The following is a 21,187-nucleotide window of genomic DNA, read 5'->3' on the forward strand; positions in this document are numbered from 1 at the left end:
AAAATCCCAAAGGAGAGAATTAAAATATTTCCCTAATTATACCGCGGTGTAAACTTTATAGATTGTCGAAAATTACATTTAGTTCCAAAATATATCATTTTTCTCTTTCTCAATCATGTAAAACAATAGGCAGTTTCCGCAATTAAATGCAGGAGACATTCGCTCAACGACAGAGAATGCACCATTTCGTTGATTTTTTTGCATGTTTCGTCTTAGCAACAAAGCGGAATGCACTCTATGATTGGGTGGCGTGGCCCATTGGTCGTAACGCTCACGCACTGATTGCAAGGTGAAACACCCATGCCGCCGTCGCCGTCCCCGTCCACTCTCGCGTTGATCCGCCAAAGCCTGATGTCGGGCGGTCGCCTCCCGGCAATGGTTGCGGCTCCCATCGCACTCGGCGTTTCGCTGGCCGGCAGCGCCGCATCGGCGGAAACACTGTCCACGGTTCAGAATCAGACTTTCGAGCCGACCGGCAGCAACATCCTCATCACCAGCACCGGCGGCGTGGTCGATAGCGGTACCGGCAACGTGTACACCGATCAGACCACCGGCGTGTGGGTCAAGTCTGCCGGTGGCTGGACCCTGACCAACCAGGGCACGATCAGGATTTCGGTCGACACGAACTTCTATCAGGCCGACGGCATCTACGGGCAGACCTACGGCACCGTCATCAATTCCGGACTGATCGACGTTCAGAAGACCTACGATGGCATCCTGTTCGCCAATTCGTCGGGGTCGCTGAGGTCAGTCGTCGAGAACACCGGGACAATCATCGGCAACTGGGCCGGCATCGAATCCTCCCACGCGCTCAACCTCACCAATGGGACGTCGTCCGACGGAGCGGCGCTGATCAAGAATGTCCGGTCGGCGACGGCTTACATGCAGACGGATTATGCCGCGGTCATGGTCGCCGGGCTAACCACGCCCTCCTTCGTCACCAACTATGGCACGATCATCGGCACCACCGACGCGCTCTCCGTCACCGGTGTCTCGACCATCGTCAATTATGGGACGATTGCCGCCGGAAACGGCTACAGCGCGATCAAGACCTACGGGTTCGGCGCCGGCAGCCTCATCACCCTGAAGGACGGCAGCGTCGTGGTCGGTGGCATCCAGGCCGGGGGCGCCAACCAGGTTCTGCGGCTGGAAGGCAGCGGCAGCCTGAGCGGATCGGTGTCCGGCCTGACCAGCCTGACCATGAGCGGAACCGAGTGGACGCTTGGCGGCGCGAGTTCGGCCACCACCACGAACCTCCAGGCCGGCACGCTGCGCGTCAACGGCTCGCTCACCACCGGGCTGCAGCTCAGCAGCGGCACGACGCTCGCCGGCACTGGAACGGTCGTCGGGAATCTGACCACCCCGTCCGGCACCACCCTGTCGCCCGGCGGCTCCAGCACGCCCGGCACCCTGACGGTCACCGGCAACTACACGCAGGACAGCGGCAGCACGCTGGCGATCCGGACGACCTCGTCCACCGCCAGCAAGCTGGCCGTCACCGGCACCGCCACAATGGGCGGCGCGCTGTCCGTCACTTCGGCCGGCAGCGGGTACGGTGCCAGCACGACCTATACCATCCTGACCACGACGGGTGCTCTGTCCGGTGCCTTCACCTCCGTCACCAACAGCGACGCGACGCTGACCCCGACGGCCACCTTCGACACGGCGAACAAGGAAATCAAGCTCACCCTGACCAAGGTGACCTCCCCGCCGCCTCCCCCGCCTCCCCCTCCGCCTCCCCCTCCGCCACCGCCTCCTCCCCCGCCTCCCTCTCCGCCGTCGCCACCACCTCCGCCGTCGCCCACCCCCGATCCGGTTCCGACACCCACGCCCACACCCACACCGACGCCCGATCCCACTCCGACGTCTCCGCCGCCACCTCCGCCCCCGACCGGCGTGATCGACACCAGCCGCCCAAGCTTCACCGACAGCGACAGTGCGGTCCAGGGCAGCACGGTCACCTTCGACGGCGGAACGCTGCGTCCGACCTTGCCGCTGACGGTTGGCCAATCGGTCATCGTGACCGATCAGGGCGGCACCATCACGCCCAACGGCAGCACCGTCACGCTCGCAGGTGCCGTCGGCGGCACCGGCGCGCTGGCCGCGTCCGGTCCCGGCACTTTGGTCGTCTCCGGACAGCTCGCCAACGCGGGCGGACTGTCCGTCACCAACGGCGCGGCCCTGACCGTCGCGCAGAGCGGCGTGGTCGCCGGCGGCACGCTGACGGTGAACAGCGGCGGCAATGCCACGGTCGGCGGCATCGTCGCGGTGCCGGTGACGGTCGCCCGCAACGGCACCGTCACCGTGGCCGAGGGTGGCGGCGTCGGCGGCACGCTGACGGTCGAGGGCGGAACCCTGACCGTCGCCCCCTACGGCGCGGTCAACGGTGCGGTCACCGTGACCTCCGGCGGCAACGCCACCCTGGCCGGTGCCGTCATGGCTCCGGTTACGGTCGGCGAAGGCACCGTCACCGTGGCCGCCACCGGCAGCACCGGCACGCTCACCGTGGGGAACGGCGGGGTGGTTTCCGTCAACGGCGTGGTCGCCGGCTCCCTCACCACCAGCGCCGGCTCGACTTTCAGCGGCGGCGGCACGGTCCGTGGCCCGGCGACACTTTCCGGCATCCTGTCTCCAGGCAACTCGCCCGGCGTGCTGACCTTCCAGTCCGCCGTGACGCTGACCGGCACCAGCGTGCTGCGCGCCGAAATCGACGGCCCGACCGCCGGCTTCGGCGCCGGTCGGCACGATCAAGTCCGGGTACAGGGAGCGTCCTTCATCGCGGCCGGCACGCTGACCCCCGTGCTGCGCGACATCAGCGGCGACGCCACCAACAGCTACACCGCGACGCTGGGGCAGAGCTTTACCATCGTCCAGGCGGATGGCGGCGTGTCCGGCAGTTTCGCCGCTGTGACGCAGCCGGCGGCGGGGCTGGAGGCCGGAACCCGCTTCGATACGCTGTACGACGCCACCGCAGTCCGGCTGGTGGTCACCCCGGCCAGCTACGCGGTCCGCGGCGGCACGTCCAACCAACGGGCCGCCGGTGCGGCGGTCGACGCGCTGCGCCCCGCCGCCGGGGCCCGGTTGGACGGCGCCCTGGATGGTGTCGCCGCCCCGCTGTTCGGCGGCCTCTACGGCCTGTCGGGCAGCGGCATCGCCGGGGCGCTCGACCAACTCTCCGGCAAGCTGCACGCAGACACGTTGGCCGCCGACCGAACCAGCCGCCGCCTGTTCGGCAGCGCGGTGGAGAGCCGTCTGTCGGCGCTGCGCAGCGGCGAAGCGTCGTCGTCGGGCGTTCGGCTGGCCGGCGGCAGCAACGGCACGGTCGCCGTCGGTGAGACCGGCGGGACAAAGGGTTCCGGCGGCATCTGGGGACAGCCGCTGGCAGCCTATGGCCGGACCGGTTCGGACGGCAACGCCGCCGGCACCACCGAGCGGATCGGCGGCTTCCTGTTGGGCATGGACCGCAGCTACGAGAATGGGATGACCGGCGGCGTGGCGCTCGGCTACCTGCGCAACCGCGTCAGCTCCCGCGACGGGCTGGGCAAGGCCGATGTGGACAGCTATCAGGCGACGCTCTACGGCTCCTGGAACCTGCGCGGTTCGGCGGACAGCCCCTTTGTAGAGGGTGCCATCGGCTACGGTTACGCCCGCTACGATGCGTCTCGTGCCATCGCCTTCGGCGGGCTGGCGCAGGGCGCCGGCGCAACGGCGGACGGCCATGATTTTTCCGTCGAGATCGCCGCCGGACACCGCATGGGTTTTGCCGGCTCGGACAGCGTCTGGATCGAGCCGCGGGCCGGCCTGCGGTTCGACCGCATCACCCGCGAGGCGTTCCGGGAATCGGGCGGCGGCGTGGCGCTGGACATCGAGGCGGCGGGCTGGAGCAGCCTGCGCAGCGCGGTTGGCGTGCGTACCGGCACTGGCATCACGGTCGGCGGCTGGCGCCTGTCGCCGAACGCCGCCCTGGCGTGGCAACATGACTTCGCGGACGCGACGGCGACCACCACCAACCGGTTGGGCGGTGCGGCCTTCACCGCCGACGCCAGCAAGCCGGGCCGCGACGCCCTTGTGGTCGGCGCCGGGCTGGGTGTGGTTCTGACCGACCGGATGAGCGCCACCATCGACGTCCAGGATGCGATCCGCACCCGTGAGAACAGCCTGTCGGCCACCGCCAGCCTGAAATGGAAGCTGTGAAGGACCTGACGGCGGTGCGCGGAATCGTCTTCATGGGCATGCTGGGCGCGCTTCCGCTCCTCGCGGGCGTGGCGCCCGCCGGCGCCGTGGAGCCGGGCAGGACCTTTGGCGACTGGCAGACCGAATGCGAGACGCCCACCGACGGGAAACCGCGTTGCTTCCTGTCGCAGACCCGCGTGGTGGAGAACAAGGAGTCGAAGCAGGCGACCCGCATCCTCAAGGTGTCGGTCGGCTATTTCGCACCGGACGGCAAGGGCGTGATGGTCGTGATCCTGCCGCTGGGCGTCGACCTGCGCGCCGGGGCGGCGCTGACCATCGACGACGGCAAGCCCATGCCCCTCACCTACCAGCAGTGCCTTCAGGACGGCTGCCTCGCCAACGCCCCGATGGACGAGGCAGCCCTGACCGCGCTGCGCCGGTCCAAGGGGGCGCAGGTCACGGTCCGTCCCTATGGCGGCGCGCAGAACGTTGCTTTTCCGATCTCGACCAAGGGGGTTACCGACGGGCTGGCCGCCCTGAAGCCCTGACCGGGTTGCCGGTCACCGCAGCCACGGCACCGTGGACCGCCTCGTCCCAGCACCCGGGCGCCGGCTGCCGGTGCAGGGTGACGGTGGGGTACCAGGGCGTGCCGCTACGGCCCAGCAGCCAGCGCCAGTCCGGTGCGTGCGGCAGCAGGACCGCTGTCGGACGTCCCATCGCCCCGGCAAGATGGGCAACCGCCGTATCCACGCAGACCACATGGTCGAGCTGCGCCAGCACCGCCATGGTGTCTGCAAAGCTCTCCAGCTCCGGTCCCAGATTGACCAGCGGCGCCGTGCCATAGATGCACGCGGACTCGGCCTGCGCCGGCCCCTTCTGGAGCGACACCAGAACCGTCCTTTCCAGTGCCAGGAGCGGCGACAGCCGCGCCAGCGGCATCGAGCGGCTGCGGTCGTTTCCGTGGGTCGGTCGCCCGGCCCAGACCAGCCCGACGCGGCGGTAGCCGCGGGGCAGCAACCCGTCCAGGCGCCACTTCCAGCGCTCCACCCGCGCCGGCTCGGCCCGCAGATAGGGAACCGCGGCCGGGATCGTCCCCACCACCGTGCCGAACAGCCCCGGCAGGCTGGACAGCGCCGCCCAGGCGTCGAACGGCGGCGCCTCCTCCCAGGCGCTGAAGGCCCGCTGCCCGCCGGGAAGGGAGCGGATCACCGGCAGCATGTCCGGGCTGCAGGCGACCGCCAGACGCGAACAGAGCGCCGCCGCCATCGGCAGGTATCGCGCGAACTGTATGCTGTCACCGAAGCCCTGATCGGCGACCAGCAGAAGGGTGCCGCCGGGCATCGGATGCCCATCCCAGGGCTTCACACCGGCGTGCCCGTGTCGCTTCTGGATCGTGGGTGGAAGCGGCGGCGGCACGCCGGGAAGGCGCCAGCGCCATTCATACTCGCGCCAGCCCTCCTCCAGCCGTCCGGAGAGCAGGAGCCCCTCGGCCAGTTCGAAATGCGGCTCCGGCCAATCCGGGCGAAGCCGGACGGCCCGCCGCTCGCAGGTGATCGACGCCTCGATCTCCAGCCGGTCATAGAGCGCGATGCCCAGATTGTACCAGCCCGCCGCGTCGCCGGGATCGAGTGCCACGGCACGGCGGCCGTGGACGGCAGCCTCGTCCAGCCGGCCCTCGCGGCGGTGGATTTCGCACAGGTCGCTGTGGGATGGCGCGAACGGCATGGCGGCGGCTACAGGCTGTAGCCCAGCCCGTGGATGACCGGCTCCAGGATCGGGATCACCGGCTTCAGATGGGCCATATAGGCACGGTAACGACCAATGGATCGGCCGTGGAGCTTCTCCGCGACCTGGGCGTGGCTGGGCGTGCGGGCAAAGCGCCGGTTCTCCTCGAAGCGCAGGCAGCGCCGGTCGAACCCCAGCCTGAGGAAACCCAGCAACCGCCGCACCGCCGGCTCCGGCTCGCGCACCAAATCCTCGTAGCGCAGCGGCAGGTAGCGCAACGGCATCTCGCGCCGGTAATGCTCCACCAGATCGAACACCCGCAGGACGTGGCGGGCTGCCGTCTCCGGATCGTTGGCGCAATGGAAGCCGTGGGTCAGGTTGGTCCCCATCATCGACAGCACCACGTCCAGCGGATGGCGCAGCACATGAACGACCGGGGCGGCGGGAAACATCAGCGCGATCAGGCCGAGATGCGTTTCGTTGAAGGGCATCTTGTCGGTGAACAGCGTGTGGCCGGGCTTGACCGGGACCAGCTTGCGGGCATGGCGCAGATAGGCGTCGCGCAGTTGCTCCAGCCCGTCGCGCTGGTCGCCCATCCAAAGCTCCGACAGCGCTTCTGGATAGGTCAGCGGGCTGCCCAGAATCTGCGGCAGCGCCTGGACCACCGCGCCGAGGGACGGCAGTTCGTCCCCCGCAGCGACGGCGGGGTGATAGGACAGGATCTGCTCGACCAGCGTGGTGCCGGAGCGTGGGGCACCCACGATGAAAACCGGCTGCGTCCCGGCGGCGGCTCCGGCTGTGGCCCCGGCTGTGGACGTGTCCAATCGCGGCATCAGGCGCAGGCGAGGCGCGACGAAGAAGGCGGCGAGGCGCGCGATCAGAATCCACCGCCGGCTCCTCGCCGTAGCGACGCCCGGCCTGCCGGAGCAGAGCCTTGCCGGTGGCGAAAGCGGCGAACGCCTCATCGTGGCGGCCCATCCGGTCGAGAATGCGTCCCTTCTCCAGCAGCGCGTCGGGATCGGCGCCATGCCGGGCCGCTGCGGTGTCGAGCACCGCCAGCGCCTGCTCCGGATCGCCGCACCGGGCCAGCAGGGCCGCCGCGAAGGTGTTGACGCCGCGATGGCCGGGATCGAGACGCCGGGCGCGCCCCACGAAGCGTTGCGCGGCGGGGAGATCGCGGGCCGCATCCTCGGTCTGTGCCCAGCCGTGCCATGTCAGGGCGATGGACGGGTGCAGGGTCGCGGCCAGCCGGTAGGTCCGCCGGGCATCGTCCGGTCGGCCCTGCTGCGTCAGGGCCCAGGCGAGATTCGCCACGGTCGCAGCGTCTGGCGGCGCCAGGGCCAGCGCACGGCGGTAATGGAACTCGGCAGCCTGCGGCCGGTGGGTATCGGCCAGCACCAATGCCATCAGCAGGTGGGAGCGTGCGCTTTCCGGTGCCAGCCGGACCGCATTGCGAGCATGGAATTCGGCCTCCGCCGCGCGGCCCGTTCGGAACAGCAGCCCGGCAAGCTCCTGCGTCACCGGAACGTCATCGGGTGCGGCCCGTAACCGCCGCTCCAGCGCCGCGGCGTCGGGGTTGGCGCTTGGACGGTCGATGGGCATGGTCGGCATTAGGGGGGCGCCAGGAGGGTTGGACGCCCGCATGGGGCTTGGTTCGACAGAGGATAGTGAAGAGCCTGGACTACGGCAATCCTTGGCTGATCGACTATCCCAAGATGGGTTGTCGACTGGTCCTCTGCCGCAGAGGCTCGCATTCCTTCATCAGCACTGCCCGCCGGCAACGCCTCCATGTCGGCTGGAACCCCGGTGCGCTCCGGGTGAAGCTCGTAGACGTCGTCAGCATCCGCCAATGCAGGAAGGGCCGCCCCACAGGACGGCCCCTCGCTTACAATCGACAATCAAGCCCACAGGCGGGCCAGGCTCGGCTTCAGGCCAGTTCGGCCGTTTCGATCTGCTCGGCGCGCTTGTTCACGTTCTTGCGGATTTGCTCCAGCGCGGCCAGCGGGATGTCGATCTTCACACAGGGTTCCTGAATGCGCGGGTCGTCTCCCGGATACAGCGCCTCATACTCGGCAGCGTTGTCGTAGGCCTGACGGTTGTCGGCTTCGAGATAGGTCTCGACCGGCAGCCCTTCGGCGTACATGCCGTCATGGCTGTCGAGTTCAATGTGGAAATACTCGATCTCCTCCATCGCATCCACCTGCCGGATCGACGAGCCGTTGATCAGCAGACGGGCCGAAACACCATAATCGCCGATCAGCAGCGCATGGCTGGGGGAGATATAGAGATCGCGGGACGGCATGTTCCGGGCGATGGCGTCACGGGCGATCCGCACCGGCAGATGGACCTTGCGCAGATGCTCGGTATCGAAGGACGAGCCCGCCAGCAGACGCCGGCCGATCCAGCGGATCGAACGGAACTCACCGCTCACCGACGACTTGATCATATCGCCGATCTTCAGGCTTTCGACGGGCACTTCGCCCAGCATGGTATGAACGTAAGTGCCGCGGAGGATGCAGGTCGGAGTCGGGATCGGAGCCATTGAGTGGGAAGTCCCATTTCGGTTTGAGAAGCCCTCCGCCTGCCCTCCCGGATTTTCCAGGATCGGGGATGACGGTGGTAAGTCTGGAAGGTTACCCCCCTATGCAATTCGTGGGTGTGCGAAGTTGTGCAAATTTACGACCACCCGTGACCAATTGCCTCAGTCCCTTGGATGTGACCGATCCCCTTCACCGCTCCGGGCAGCCACCGCCTTCGTTCCGTGACGGTTGCGGCATTTCGTCCCCGTCCTGCCCCTCCAGCGCTTCGCGGGCAATGGCGAGGATGTTGTCCAGACGGATGACCAGTTCGTTCTCGCACAGGGCGGAACGTGCCGCAGCCGCCTCATTCATGATCGCACGCAAGGCTTCTTTCCGTGTCATGCCGTCCCCCGATCCGATATCGATCCCACGATGCCCGCCCGGCCTTTCGACAGCTCCCCGCTCGGAGGGCCGTTTTCCCTGTGAAGAACTTCACAGCACGCACCCCGTCGTTTCGCATACCCATTTATGCATCAGCAACGGAGGGCTCTCCCATGCACATGCGCAACATCAGGGTGAACGGCAAGCGGACCAGCATGAAGCTGATGCCGGTGGAGTGGGAGTCGCTTGAGGAAATCTGCGCCCGCGAATTCATGACGATGAGCGAGCTGGTGTCGAAGATCGATGCCGAACGCCAGGACTGCGACAATCTCACCGGCTGCGTCCGTGTCTATGCCCTGTGCTACTTCCGCAAGGCCGCCAACCTGTCGGAGCCGATGCCGCGCCACCGCCACACCGCGGCCGTGGCCTTCGCAGCGGAGTGACGGCGTAATGCGGCCGTTCCGTCCGGCATAAGCGGTTCGCCGAAGCGGCGCCCGCCGGGTTCGTTCCATCGGACAGGACCGCTGGCGAGGCCGCCGCCGGCACACCATGTTCGACGCAGGCCCCGTTCCGGCGGCCGACCTCTCTCTTTCGCGTCGACCGAAGCGGTGTGCCAATGCAGGATGCCCACCAGTTTCCCGTCTACAGCGTCGGTGAGCGGCGGGCCGATGCGGTCGTTCATGCCATCGGCGTCACCGCCGGCCTCGCCGGCTTCGTCTGGCTGCTGAATGACGGTGTGTTTTCCGGCGCCGTGCCGGTCCACACCGCGCTGGCGCTGACCGTCTACGGACTGGGTCTGTTGGGGATGCTGACGGCCTCGGCCGCCTACAACCTCGCCCCGCCCGGCTTCGGCAAGGCAGTGCTGCGGCGGATCGACCATGCCATGATCTTCGTGATGATCGCTGGTACCTACACGCCCTTCACGCTGGGGCTGGGCCAAGGGATCGGGCTGGGCGGCGCCGTGTGGGGCGGGGCCGCCTTCGGCGCCGCGTTGAAGCTGCGCTTTCCAGGTCGCTTCAACCGGCTGGGGCTGGCGCTCTATCTTGGACTGGGCTGGGCAGTGGTCACGGCGCTGGAACCGCTGGGATCGGCATTGTCGGCGCCCGCCCTGTGGCTGCTGGTCGCCGGCGGGCTCGTCTACACCGTCGGCGTCGTCTTCCATCTGATGGATCGCATGCCCTACAACAATGCCGTCTGGCATCTGTTCGTGCTGGCCGCGGCCAGCTGCCATTTCGCCGCAATCGCAGTCGCTTTTCTTTGACCGCCTTCTCTGATTGCCGCTCCACGGAATTGCCGTTGCGGCAGAGGACAAGCCGCAACGGATTCCGTATCTTCCGCGGATCACAGTCCCAGGAAGGCATGATGGGCCGGGCAGAGAAAAACCGAGCGGCTATGGACAGGCGCAAAAGTGGGAGGCCGTCCATCGGCGGCGCGATGCTCGCAGGGGCGGCAGCCGCACTCTCGATCATGGTGGTCGGCGGGGCCGCAAGGGCGGAGCCGTCCTTCGACTGCAAGGCGGCCTCCACACCGGTGGAAAAGGCGATCTGCGCCGATCCCAAGCTGGCCGATGCCGACCGGGAGATCGCCGATCTCTACAAGTCGCTGCAGGATTTGTCTGGCACCGCCGACCGTGACCGGCTGCGGGCGGAACAGCGGTCCTGGCTGGCGCAGCGCAACCAGTGTGCGACCGCCGCGGCACCAAGCCCCTGCCTCGGCCCGGTGCTGGATACGCGGCGCACCGCGCTGTCCGAGTCGATGCCGAAGGCGGTCGCCGCGATGTCCGCCATCGTCGACGGCATCCCCGGCGATCCGGCCGGCGCCGCCAAACGGCTTGGCGAAATCCGCGGCGAGCTGGGCAAGGGATGGAACGCCTACCTGCTGCGCTTCGGCCCCTCCCCCGACCGCGCGAAGGCGGAGGCGCTGCTGCGCGAGGCCATCGCCGGCATCGAGGATTCCTACGCCCGCGAGACGGCATCCGGGGTCGATCTCGCCACCGACGACGGCTTCCTCACCGCTCTGCGCGTCGTCAGCGACGAGGTGGAGATGGCATGGCCCTGTTCGGTGATGGAAAAGCGGGGAGCGGCGGCCTGGAAGGCGATGGAACCGCTCTATGGCAGCAACCGCGACAATTTCGGCGCCTATCCCGCCTGCCCCGACGACAAGGCCCTGCTCGCCACTCCCGCCTGGAAGGCGGTTGACGACCTGCTCGCCCCGATGCTGGAGGCGGCTTCCAACCGCACCGGCACCATCCGCTTCGCCACCTACCGCCAGATGGGCATCGACCGCATGAAGTCGGCGGTCGATCCGCGCCTGTTCCTCGCCGATCAGGGCGCCGATCAGGGCGCCGATGCCCCGCAACTGCCCCAGCTGGTCAAGGATGCCTCCGGCTGGTCCAACCCGCGCTGGATCGCGCCCGGCTGGGGCGACAGCCTGCGCAAGGGCGTGGACGGTGCGGTAACGGCCTGGACGCCGCAGATCGCCACCCGCTACGGCATTCCCGCCGCCGAGGCCCGCAAGATCGCCGAGGCGGTGGCCGCCCAGGGGCTGAATGGCAGCATCGGCCTGATCACCGACAATCTGGAGCTCCAGAAGGACACCCGCCTGCCGGACTGGCTGCGCGGCAGTTGGAGCTGGAGCGGCGGCGGGGCGGAGGACCCGCCCTTCAACGCCCCCGCCGGGAAGGCGCGCATCGACGAGACCGGCATCTGCATCGGCAACGAATGCACGGGCTATGATGTCGCCGGCCAGGGGGAGGATGCCGTCTTCGACCCCAAGGAGGTCCCCGGCGGGGTGAAGCCCGCCGCCAACGCCGCCAGCCAAGCGGTCAGCCTCGCCCCGGTATCGGCCGGCGGCAGCCTGACCGTCGTTCCGCTTGCCGGCGGAAATCTGCTGGTCACCGGCACGGCCAAGCCGGTGGTGCTGAAACGCGAAGGAAAATAGACAGGCACCGGCGCCGTCCTTCTCCCGGGAACGCGAAAGCCTTGCCTGCATCGTTCGGGTAAGCGACACTTCGCGGCGCGTGCTGCGGTTGCGGAACCGCACGCGGCTTTCCGGGGGGAGGCATGGCACGGAACCTCAAGGCGCTCGGGTTGTGGCGCACCGCGCTGGTCGCCAGCGTCCGCAAGGACGCGCCGGACCTGTCGGCGCGGCAATTGGCGATCCTTCTCCAGGTTTATCTGACCGACCCGCCGCACACCGTGCGCGGTTTGGCGTCCCTGCTGAACATTTCCAAGCCGGCGGTGACCCGTGCGCTCGACCGTCTGTCGGTCCTGGGCTTCGTCAAGCGCAAGCGCGATGCCGAGGACAAGCGCAACGTGCTGGTCCAGCGCACCGTGAAGGGCAGCGTCTATCTGTCCGATTTCGCCGAACTGGTGATCGCCGCCGGCGCCGTCGCACCGGAGGACATGGCCCGCATCCAGGCCGACGAGCAGTTGGCCGCCGCCGCCAAGGCAAGGCTGGAGGCGGAGCTGCAGGAGGTCCCGGCACGGGAGGCCGCCCCGCTGGAGGTCTCCGCGCCCTGACCGGTCCCCTCCCCTGTCCGAAGGGGAAGGGAACTGCGTCTTACAGCAGCGCTTCCAGAACGCGGTCGGGCGGGGCGTGGCCGTCGGTGAAGGTCTTGATGTTGATCACCACCTTCTCGCCCATGTCGATGCGGCCTTCGATGGTGGCGGAGCCCATGTGCGGCAGCAGGACAACATTGTCCAGCCGCAGCAGCTTCGGGTTGACCGCCGGCTCATGCTCGAACACGTCCAGGCCGGCGCCGGCGATCTCGCCCTTCGACAGCATGCGGGTCAGCGCCACCTCGTCGATCACCTCGCCGCGCGAGGTGTTGACGATGTAGCAGTGCGGGCGCAGCAGCTTCAGCCGGCGTTCCGACAGCAGATGGTAGGTGGCCGGCGTGTGCGGGCAGTTGATCGACACGATGTCCATCCGCGCCAGCATCTGGTCCAGGCTGGACCAGTAGGTCGCCTCAAGCTCCTGCTCCAGCTCCGGATGGACACGGCGGCGGTTGTGGTAGTGGATCGACATTCCAAATGCGCGCGCCCGCTTGGCCAGCGCCGAGCCGATGCGGCCCATGCCCAGGATGCCCAGCCGCTTGCCGCTGATGCGGTGGCCCAGCATGGTGGTCGGCCCCCAGCCGGTCCACTGGCCGGAGCGGACCAGCCGCTCGCCCTCCGCCACGCGGCGCGCGGTGGCCAGCAGCAGCGCCATGGTCATGTCGGCGGTATCCTCGGTCAGGACGCCGGGGGTGTTGGTGACGACGATGCCGCGCTCGCGCGCCGCCTTCAGATCGATGTGGTCGACGCCGGTGCCGAACGAGGCGATCAGCCGCAGCTGCGGCCCGGCGGCCTCGATCAGCGCGCGGTCGATGCGGTCGGTGACGGTGGGCACCAGCACCTCGGCGATGGTCATCGCGTCCTGCATCTGGGCGGGGGTGAGCGGCACGTCGTCCGGATTGAGCCGGGTGTCGAACAGCTCCATCATGCGCGTCTCGATGACGTCCGGCAGCTTGCGGGTGACGACAACGAGCGGCTTCTTCTTGTCGGTCATCGGTGCTGGTCCTCCCTTGCCCCGGCTGCCCGCATCTGAAGGTCTCGGCACAGGCTGCTCCGGTCCATGGTTGCCATACCAAGCGGTCGTTGGACTGTCCAGAAGTCCGTCGCGAAAGGCCACCCTGCGGCAAGCCGGCCGCACCGTCCGATTGGGGGTGGCGGCGCTTGCCCTATCGAACGGGTGGTCTCTATAGTGCGGCCCGGTTTGCCCTCCCCTGTCCCTGTTCCGGTGCCGCCATGCCTGTCCGCCGCCGCTCCGTCTTCGCTGCTCTGGCCCTGATCGCGGGGTTGGGGGCGGGGCTTTTCGCGGGCGTTGAGGGCACGGCGCTCGCCGCGGAGGGGAAGGACCCGACCCACGCGTCGGGCCTGCCGATCCCCCGCTTCGTCACCGTGCGCGTCGGCGAGGTGAACCTGCGCTCAGGCCCCAACGGCAGCTACCCCATCGAATGGGTGTTCAAGCGCAAGGACATGCCGGTGGAGATCATCCAGGAATTCGACACTTGGCGCCGCATCCGCGACTGGGAGGGGGCGGAAGGCTGGGTACACCAGAGCGCGCTGTCCGGACGCCGCGGCGTGCTGATCGTCGGCCAGACCCGCGCGATCCATGAGTCGCCGCGCGGCGACAGCGGCGTGGTGGCGCGGGCCGAGCCCGGTGTCATCGGATCGTTGAAGAAGTGCCGCGACGAGTGGTGCGAGGTCGATGTGAAGGGCTATCGCGGCTGGATGAAGCGCGCCGATTTCTGGGGCACCTACCCCGGCGAGAAGATCGAGTAGCCGGTCCCGTCATTCCCAGGTGCAGATCGGCGCCGGCAGGGCTTGAAGGCGGGCGGGAAAGGCCGTACGGTCGCGGCCTTACCTTTCTCTTCTGCAAGAGCAGTCCCATGAGCGGCGCGTCCGGCAAACAGATCAAGAAAGTGGTGCTCGCCTATTCGGGCGGCCTCGACACCTCGGTCATCCTGAAGTGGCTGCAGGAAACCTATTCCTGCGAGGTGGTGACCTTCACCGCCGACCTCGGCCAGGGCGAGGAGCTGGAGCCTGCCCGCAAGAAGGCGGAGCTTCTGGGCATCAAGCCGGAAAACATCTTCATCGACGATCTGCGCGAAGAGTTCGTGCGCGATTTCGTCTTCCCGATGTTCCGCGCCAACACGCTCTACGAGGGCACCTACCTGCTCGGCACCTCGATCGCCCGGCCGCTGATCGCCAAGCGCCAGATCGAGATCGCCAACATGGTCGGCGCCGACGCCGTCGCCCATGGCGCCACCGGCAAGGGCAACGACCAGGTCCGCTTCGAGCTGGGCTATTACGCCCTGCGCCCGGACATCACGGTCATCGCGCCGTGGCGCGAATGGACCCTGAACAGCCGCACCACGCTGCTGGACTACGCCGAGAAGAACCAGATTCCGATCGCGAAGGACAAGCGCGGCGAGGCCCCCTACTCCACCGACGCCAACCTCCTGCACATCTCGTACGAGGGCAAGGCGCTGGAAGATCCGTGGGTCGAGCCGGACGAGGACATGTACACCCGCTCCGTCGCCCCGGAAAAGGCGCCGGACACCCCGACCTACATCGAAGTCGAGTTCAAGAACGGTGACGCGGTCGCCATCGACGGCAAGGCGCTGTCGCCGGCGGCCCTGCTGACCGAACTGAACCGGCTGGGCGGCGAGAACGGCATCGGCCGCCTCGATCTGGTCGAGAACCGCTATGTCGGCATGAAGTCGCGCGGCGTCTACGAGACCCCCGGCGGCAGCATCCTGCTGGTGGCGCACCGCGCGATGGAGAGCATCACGCTCGACCGTGGCGCCGGCCACCTGAAGGACGAGCTGATGCCGCGCTACGCCGAGCTGATCTATTGCGGCTACTGGTGGAGCCCGGAACGCTTGGCCATCCAGGCGCTGATCGACCAGAACCCAGTCGCTGGTCAACGGCACCGTCCGTCTGAAGCTGTTCAAGGGCAACGTCACGGTCGTCGGCCGCCAGTCGCCCAACTCGCTGTACCGCATGGACTATGTGACCTTCGAGCAGGACAGTGTCTACAACCAGAAGGACGCGGAAGGCTTCATCAAGCTGAACGCGCTCCGCCTGCGTCTGGGCGCGATGGCCAAGCAGAAGATCGGCTGATAAGGGACTTGCTCCACCGCCCGCCAGCCGGGCGGTGGAGCGTCCAACCGCTTATTGTGCCGCCAGCATGTCGCGGCGGATTTCGACGGCCCGGTCGGCCGCCTTGCCGACCACCTCCTGAAGCCGGTCGAACTCGGCGCTGTAGCTGCCGACGCCGAAGGTCAGCGACCGCAGCTCCACGATCAGATCCTGCATGTCCGCCTGGGGCATGCACGCCTTCACCTCGTCCCAGCCGGGCCAGCCCGGCCGCGCATCGAAGCCCAGCAACTGGCCACGCCGTCCGCTGACCAGACGCTGGACCTTCGGCGTGAAGGCGCTGGGCACCGCGATGGTGACGGTCAGGATCGGCTCCAGCAGCACCGGCTCGCAGGTCGGCAGGGCATCGGCCATCGCCTGCCGCGCCACCGTCTTGAAGGCCATGTCGGAGCTGTCGACGGCGTGGAACTGGCCGCCGGTCAGCGCCACCGCGAAATCCACCACCGGAAAGCCCAGCGGCCCACGCACCGCCGCGTCGCGCACGCCGGCCTCCACCGCCGGGATGTACTGGCGCGGCACGGCGCCGCCGACCACCGCATCCTCGAACCGGATGCCCGACCCGCGCGGCAGCGGCCGGATCTCGACATGGATGTCGGCGAACTGGCCGTGGCCGCCGGTCTGGCGCTTGAAGCGGGCATGGTGGCCGGTGCCCTTGCGGATCGTCTCCTTGTAGGGCACCTGCGGCGGCTGGCCTCTCACCGCGACGTTGAAGCGGCTGCGCAGCCGGTCCATCGCCAGCTTCAGATGCACGTCGCCCTGGCCCCACAGCACCAGTTCGCCGGTCTCGGCCGACTGGTCGAGCGTCAGGGACGGGTCCTCCTCCCGCAGCTTCTGCAGAGCTGCGGACAGCTTCACCTCGTCATTGCGGTTCTCGGCGCGGAGCGCCAGCCCATGCACCGGCGGGGCAGCGGCCGGCCAGTCGGCGGGCGGGCCAAGATTGGCCTTCTCGGTCAGACGGTCGCCGGTCGCCGCCTTTTCCAGCCGGCCGAGCGCCACGAGGTCGCCGGCGACGGCCTGTGGCACCTTGGTCTGGTCACGGCCGAACTGCTGGAAGATGCCCGACACCCGCTCAGCCCCCAAAATCATGCCGTCGGTGACGGTGCCGCGCCAGATGCGGGCGAGGCTGAGCTTCCCGGCATGGGACCCCAACATCGTCTTCACCACCTGCGCCGCTACCGCCGTGTCGGCCGGGATGTCGATGCGGGCCGCGGTGGCGGCAACCTCCGGCCCTTCGTGCCGCAGGGCCTTCAGCAAGCGGCGGATGCCATTGTCGTTCTCCGCCGACCCGAAAAAGACCGGCACGATCAAATCGTCAGCCAGTTCGTGCGCCAGCGTCTCGTATAGCTCGGCACTGTCGGGAGCCATGTCCTCCAGCAGCTTTTCCAGCAGGCCGTCGTCGAAATCGGCCGCCGATTCCAGCATCGCCTGCCGCGCCTCCGCCTCCCAGTCGCGGGCGCCGTCGGGAAGGGCGACCAAGTCGGACGGCTTGTGCGGGTTGAAGCGCCAGGCACGCTCGCTGACCAGATCGACCAGCCCGGTGATCTGGCCGTTCTCGCGCAGCGGCACCTCGCGCAGCACCAGCTTGCGGGCCGAAACCTCCTGATAGGCGGCGACGACGTCGCGAACCCTGATATCGCCCAGCGTGTCGATCTTGTTGATGAACAGCAGATGCGGGATGCGGTGGTCGTCCAGCACCTTGAACAGCGGGGCCAGCAGCACGGCCTTTTCCGGTGCGGCCTCCGCCACGACGATGGCGATGTCGGCGGCCATCAGCGCCGCCTGCGCTTCTCCCGCCAGTTCCACCGAACCGGGGCAGTCCAGGATCGACCAGCGTTCCCCCAGGTAATCGAAGGAGGCGACGTTCAGCTCGGTGCTCATCGACCGGGCCTTCGCCTCCGGCGAGTTGTCGCCCACGGCATTGCCGTCGCGCACGCTGCCCTTGCGGGTGACGGCCCCGGCGGCGAACAGCAGGCTTTCCAGCAGTGTCGTTTTGCCGGCGAGATAGGGGCCGACCAGCGCCGCGCAGCGCGCCGTCCGGATTTGCGTATGCGGCATTCACACCTCCCGTCGAAGCTTCGGGCTGTCGTGACCGGGGGACGGGGCCAGGGCGGGAATGGGGCCGCCGGCCCCGGCCGCCGGGGCGGCCCGTTCGCGTGTGGCACTTCAGACTGGCACTTTAAAGACTTGGCACTTCCAGAAGATTGCGTCCGGATCGGGCGACGGGCGGCGGCGGACGGGCGCTGGAAAACGCATCTGGTCCGGGGCCGGCGGGGCGCCCGCATCGGACTTTCGATGCTCCACCCGAATGGCACGGCTGTCGATGGAAAAAAGGGGCGGCAAACCGTCACGCGCGGGCTGTGGGCGCGGCCGATGCGTCGATAAGCCGCATCGGCGCGTGGATGACCCGCCGATCCCTGTCCGGCCGCCCCAGCCGGACGGATAATACCTTCAAATGCAACGAGATAATCCTCAAGGATGTGTTGTCTCGTCTCTCATTCGTAATATTGCTATGTTGCAATGCAATATGATCGCTTGGAAATGCAACGAACAAACCCATGAAACCTTCTGCTAGTAGCCTTACGGGAAAATGGCCACATGCGAAGGCGATGGCGGCCGGACAAAACTCGTCAGGGTCGCGCGGCATCTGCCGTCCGCCCCGCATTCCTTGGGGAAAGTGCACATGCGCCTGTGGTTTCGTTTGCTGGCGGTCGCCCTGATTGCCGTCGGGACTGCCGTTTCCGCCCCGCTGTCCAGCCCGGCCGTCGCCGAGCAGGCCAAGCCGACGCAGGAGGACGCGAAGTCCATCACCCTGAAGGCGGCGGACCTGATCGCCGCCCAGGGCCTGGACGAGGCCGCCAAGGCGTTCAACGCCGACGGTCCGTACAAGCACGGTGAGATCTACGTCAACGTCATCGATTTCACCGGCGTGTGGAAGGTCTACCCGCCGCGTCCGGCCGGCGTCGGCCAGAGCGTCATCAACGTCAAGGACCCGGACGGCCGCTTCATCGTCCAGGACGTGCTGGCCGTCGCCAAGGACAAGGGCGAAGGCTGGGTCGAGTATCGCTGGCTGAACCCCGCCAGCAACAGGATCGAACCGAAGATCACCTACGTGAAGCGCGTGCCGGGCCAGGAACTGGTCGCCTATGTCGGCATCTACAAGTGACGGCTCCCGCGTAGGGCGATGACCGGCGGGTAGGGCCGTTGGGGGCGGAACTGTTGGGGGTGAGCATGAGCGGCGGTGTCTTTGCGCGTCTGTCCGGCCTGTCTGTGGCAGGCCGTGTGTTCGCAGCGCCCCTGATGGGGATCGTCCTGACGGTGGCGGCGCTGGTGCTGGCCGACCGACAGTCGGAGCAGGCCCTGGGCGCCGTGGACGCCATCCACCGCGAGGCGGCGGAGCAGTTGGGCCGCATCGACCGGCTGGTCGCCATCGCCTACGTCATCCACAGCGACGTGTCCCGGCATCTGGCATTGTCGGGGTCCGGGATCGAAGAGAAGAAGCTCCAGGCCATGCGCGACGCCATCGCCGCCAACCTGGGCAAGGCGCGCGCAGCCATTGCCGAGCTGCGGGCCATGCCACTGGTCGAGGCGGAGCGGGCGATGCTGGACGAGGTGTCGGCGCGGATCGGCGCCTATGCCAAGGCGGTGGACGAGATGAACCAGATGGCGGCAATCGACCGCCTGATCGGCATCCCGATGATGGCCCACACCGACGACCAGTTCGCCGCCCTGACCGCCAAGGTGATGGAGACGCAGGCAGCCATCGGCCGTTCCACCGCCGCCGCCACCCAGGCCACCCGCGATGCCGCCGCATCGGCCCGCCGCGACTTCGCCCTGGTGATGGCCGGGCTGCTGCTGGCGATGATGGCGGCCGGGCTGCTGCTCGCCCGCTCCATCACCCGGCCCTTGCAGCGGCTGTCGAGCAACACGGCCGATCTAGCCGCCGGAAAGCTCGACACCGCGGTCGAAGGCGGCTGGATGCACAACGAGATCGGCGCCATGGCCCGCGCGCTGGAGGTGTTCCAGACCAACGCCCGCGAGGTGGAGCGGCTGACCGCCGACCAGCAGCGCCAGAAGGCGGAAGCCGAGGTGGAAAAACGCCGTGCCATCCAGGAACTGGCCGACCTGTTCGAGGCCCGCGTGGCGGAGGTGGTTCAACTGGTCGGTTCCGGCGCCCATCAGGTGCGCAGCAACGCCGCCGGCATGCTGGAGCGCGCCAACAGCGCCAACCGGCAGGCCGCCACCGTCGCCGCCGCCAGCGCCCAGGCCGGCACCAGCGTCCAGACCGCCGCCGCCGCGACGGAGGAGATGTCGGCCTCCATCGCCGAGATCGGCGATCAGGTCCGCCGGTCCTTCGACATGGTGCGCGGCGCGGTGCGCGCGGTCGAGGAGACCAACGCCCACGTCGTCGGTCTGTCCGACGCCGCCCACCGCATCGGCGAGATCGTCGGCCTGATCAACTCCATCGCTGCCCAGACCAACCTGCTGGCGCTGAATGCGACCATCGAGGCGGCGCGGGCGGGCGAGGCCGGCAAGGGCTTCGCCGTGGTGGCGAGCGAGGTGAAGAACCTCGCCACCCAGACCGCCAAGGCCACCGAGGAGATCGGCGCCCAGATCGCCACCATGCAGGGCGTGACCGGAGCCGCCGTCACCGCGATCAAGGGGGTGGGCGAAACGGTGGTCGGCATCGACGAGATCGTCGGCTCCATCGCCGGGGCCATGGAACAGCAGGCCGCCGCCACCCAGGAGATCACCCGCAACGTGCAGGAGGCCGCTGCCGGCACCGCCGAGGTCTCCCACACCATTGCCACGGTGTCCACCAGCGCCGGGGAAACCGGCACCGCCGCCGGCGAAGTGCTGCGCGCCGCGGAACTGCTGGACGGTCAGGCGGTGACCCTGAGCCGCGAGGTGACGAACTTCATCGGCCGGCTTCGGGCGGGTTGAGGAGAACGGGCAGAGGGCGGCGGCATAAGTCAGCGTCTCATCACCCATCTGTGAAGTTTAGCCGCATCGGACTTGAAACGATCCGCCTGCGCCCAAGCTGTTGTCCCGGGACCGCGGGGGGCAGCGGCCGGTGACGGCTGCGCCAATGCCGGGTTATGATGCAGGACCCAACAAGAAGGATCGAAGCATGAAAATCGACATCGGGATCTCGGACGCAGACCGCAAATCCATCGCCGAAGGGCTGAACAAGGTTCTGGCCGACACCTTCGCGCTCTACATCAAGACCCATTCGTTCCACTGGAACGTCACCGGTCCGATGTTCAACACACTCCACACCATGTTCATGACCCAGTATACGGAGCTGTGGACCGCGCTGGACGAGATCGCCGAGCGTATCCGCGCCCTGGGCTATCCGGCGCCGGGCAGCTTCTCGCAGTTCGCGCAGCTGGCCTCGATCAAGGAAGAGGCGGGCGTTCCCAAGGCGAACGACATGATCCGCCAGCTGGTCGAAGGCCATGAGGCCGCCGCCCGCACCATCCGCGGCGTCTTCCCGCTGGCCGAGCAGGGCAGCGACGAGCCGACCGCCGACCTGCTGACCCAGCGCCTGCAAATCCACGACAAGACCGCCTGGATGCTGCGCAGCATGCTGGAGTAGTCACCGCACCGGCCGCGCTGCGGTCGGCCGCACAGGGTCAGGGCCTCCCCATCCGGCAGGATCGGGAGGCCCTTTCCGTTTTCAGT

At 68.0% G+C, this 21,187-nt stretch carries 16 protein-coding genes and 2 pseudogenes; 11 read left to right on the forward strand and 7 right to left on the reverse strand.

Going from position 1 to position 21,187, the window contains the following annotated elements:
• Positions 1–375 precede the first annotated feature (375 nt).
• Both ACWPN3_RS22795 and ACWPN3_RS22800 read left to right on the forward strand, forming a co-directional pair.
• Entirely contained in the window at positions 376–4,194 is a 3,819-nt protein-coding gene (locus ACWPN3_RS22795) for an autotransporter domain-containing protein (RefSeq protein ID WP_492241251.1), read from the forward strand.
• On the forward strand, positions 4,191–4,721 hold the full coding sequence (locus tag ACWPN3_RS22800) for an invasion associated locus B family protein (protein ID WP_492261759.1): 531 nt from the start codon (positions 4,191–4,193) through the stop codon (positions 4,719–4,721). The genes ACWPN3_RS22795 and ACWPN3_RS22800 overlap by 4 nt, the downstream gene beginning before the upstream one ends.
• Here the strand turns inward: ACWPN3_RS22800 and ACWPN3_RS22805 are convergent.
• The 5 genes and pseudogenes from ACWPN3_RS22805 to ACWPN3_RS22825 all read right to left on the reverse strand — a co-directional run bounded on the left by ACWPN3_RS22805 (position 4,690) and on the right by ACWPN3_RS22825 (position 8,801).
• Positions 4,690–5,898 carry a glycosyltransferase family 9 protein gene (locus ACWPN3_RS22805; protein WP_109096638.1) on the reverse strand — a complete coding sequence of 403 codons (1,209 nt, stop codon included), beginning with the start codon at positions 5,896–5,898 and terminating at the stop codon, positions 4,690–4,692. The genes ACWPN3_RS22800 and ACWPN3_RS22805 overlap by 32 nt on opposite strands.
• 8 nt (positions 5,899–5,906) lie before the next feature.
• Positions 5,907–6,659, reverse strand: coding sequence for a sulfotransferase family protein (locus ACWPN3_RS22810; protein WP_492261760.1), 753 nt, complete (start codon positions 6,657–6,659; stop codon positions 5,907–5,909).
• 241 nt (positions 6,660–6,900) lie between these two features.
• Positions 6,901–7,542: pseudogene (locus ACWPN3_RS22815) on the reverse strand (tetratricopeptide repeat protein); the annotation flags it as partial.
• A gap of 283 nt (positions 7,543–7,825) precedes the next feature.
• Positions 7,826–8,440, reverse strand: coding sequence for a Hint domain-containing protein (locus tag ACWPN3_RS22820; protein WP_109096636.1), 615 nt, complete (start codon positions 8,438–8,440; stop codon positions 7,826–7,828).
• A gap of 187 nt (positions 8,441–8,627) precedes the next feature.
• Positions 8,628–8,801, reverse strand: coding sequence for a hypothetical protein (locus ACWPN3_RS22825; RefSeq protein ID WP_199237521.1), 174 nt, complete (start codon positions 8,799–8,801; stop codon positions 8,628–8,630).
• A gap of 170 nt (positions 8,802–8,971) precedes the next feature.
• Here ACWPN3_RS22825 and ACWPN3_RS22830 point away from each other — a divergent pair, with 170 nt between their 5' ends.
• The 4 genes from ACWPN3_RS22830 to ACWPN3_RS22845 all read left to right on the forward strand — a co-directional run bounded on the left by ACWPN3_RS22830 (position 8,972) and on the right by ACWPN3_RS22845 (position 12,319).
• Positions 8,972–9,241 carry a ribbon-helix-helix domain-containing protein gene (locus tag ACWPN3_RS22830; protein ID WP_098738887.1) on the forward strand — a complete coding sequence of 90 codons (270 nt, stop codon included), beginning with the start codon at positions 8,972–8,974 and terminating at the stop codon, positions 9,239–9,241.
• Between the two features lie 173 nt (positions 9,242–9,414).
• Entirely contained in the window at positions 9,415–10,059 is a 645-nt protein-coding gene (gene trhA, locus ACWPN3_RS22835) for a PAQR family membrane homeostasis protein TrhA (RefSeq protein ID WP_247872846.1), read from the forward strand.
• Positions 10,060–10,190: 131 nt separating this feature from the next.
• A complete protein-coding gene (locus tag ACWPN3_RS22840; protein ID WP_492241254.1) occupies positions 10,191–11,738 on the forward strand; it encodes a lysozyme inhibitor LprI family protein in 1,548 nt (515 codons plus the stop codon).
• Between the two features lie 122 nt (positions 11,739–11,860).
• Positions 11,861–12,319, forward strand: a complete 459-nt coding sequence (locus ACWPN3_RS22845) for a MarR family transcriptional regulator (RefSeq protein WP_492241255.1) — start codon at positions 11,861–11,863, stop codon at positions 12,317–12,319.
• 40 nt (positions 12,320–12,359) lie between these two features.
• Here the strand turns inward: ACWPN3_RS22845 and ACWPN3_RS22850 are convergent, their stop codons facing one another.
• Positions 12,360–13,349, reverse strand: coding sequence for a 2-hydroxyacid dehydrogenase (locus tag ACWPN3_RS22850; RefSeq protein ID WP_109096633.1), 990 nt, complete (start codon positions 13,347–13,349; stop codon positions 12,360–12,362).
• 239 nt (positions 13,350–13,588) lie between these two features.
• On the opposite strand from ACWPN3_RS22850, the gene ACWPN3_RS22855 reads away from it, so the two are divergent.
• Both ACWPN3_RS22855 and ACWPN3_RS22860 read left to right on the forward strand, forming a co-directional pair.
• Entirely contained in the window at positions 13,589–14,125 is a 537-nt protein-coding gene (locus ACWPN3_RS22855; protein WP_492241256.1) for an SH3 domain-containing protein, read from the forward strand.
• Positions 14,126–14,232: 107 nt separating this feature from the next.
• A pseudogene (locus ACWPN3_RS22860) lies at positions 14,233–15,469 on the forward strand (argininosuccinate synthase).
• Between the two features lie 51 nt (positions 15,470–15,520).
• Here the strand turns inward: ACWPN3_RS22860 and ACWPN3_RS22865 are convergent.
• Positions 15,521–17,560: an elongation factor G gene (locus ACWPN3_RS22865; protein ID WP_492241257.1), complete on the reverse strand. Its 2,040-nt coding sequence runs from the start codon at positions 17,558–17,560 to the stop codon at positions 15,521–15,523.
• A 625-nt stretch (positions 17,561–18,185) separates the two neighbouring features.
• Between ACWPN3_RS22865 and ACWPN3_RS22870 the strand changes: the two genes are divergently transcribed.
• The 3 genes from ACWPN3_RS22870 (at position 18,186) to ACWPN3_RS22880 (ending at position 21,101) form a co-directional block, all read left to right on the forward strand.
• A complete protein-coding gene (locus tag ACWPN3_RS22870; protein WP_377808416.1) occupies positions 18,186–18,668 on the forward strand; it encodes a cache domain-containing protein in 483 nt (160 codons plus the stop codon).
• Between the two features lie 65 nt (positions 18,669–18,733).
• Positions 18,734–20,446 (forward strand): methyl-accepting chemotaxis protein, encoded by a 1,713-nt coding sequence (locus ACWPN3_RS22875; RefSeq protein WP_492261897.1) that lies wholly within the window; start codon positions 18,734–18,736, stop codon positions 20,444–20,446.
• Positions 20,447–20,633: 187 nt separating this feature from the next.
• A complete protein-coding gene (locus ACWPN3_RS22880; RefSeq protein WP_098738879.1) occupies positions 20,634–21,101 on the forward strand; it encodes a Dps family protein in 468 nt (155 codons plus the stop codon).
• Positions 21,102–21,187 lie beyond the last annotated feature (86 nt).

The organism is Azospirillum sp. UENF 111221 (genome assembly GCF_058780625.1).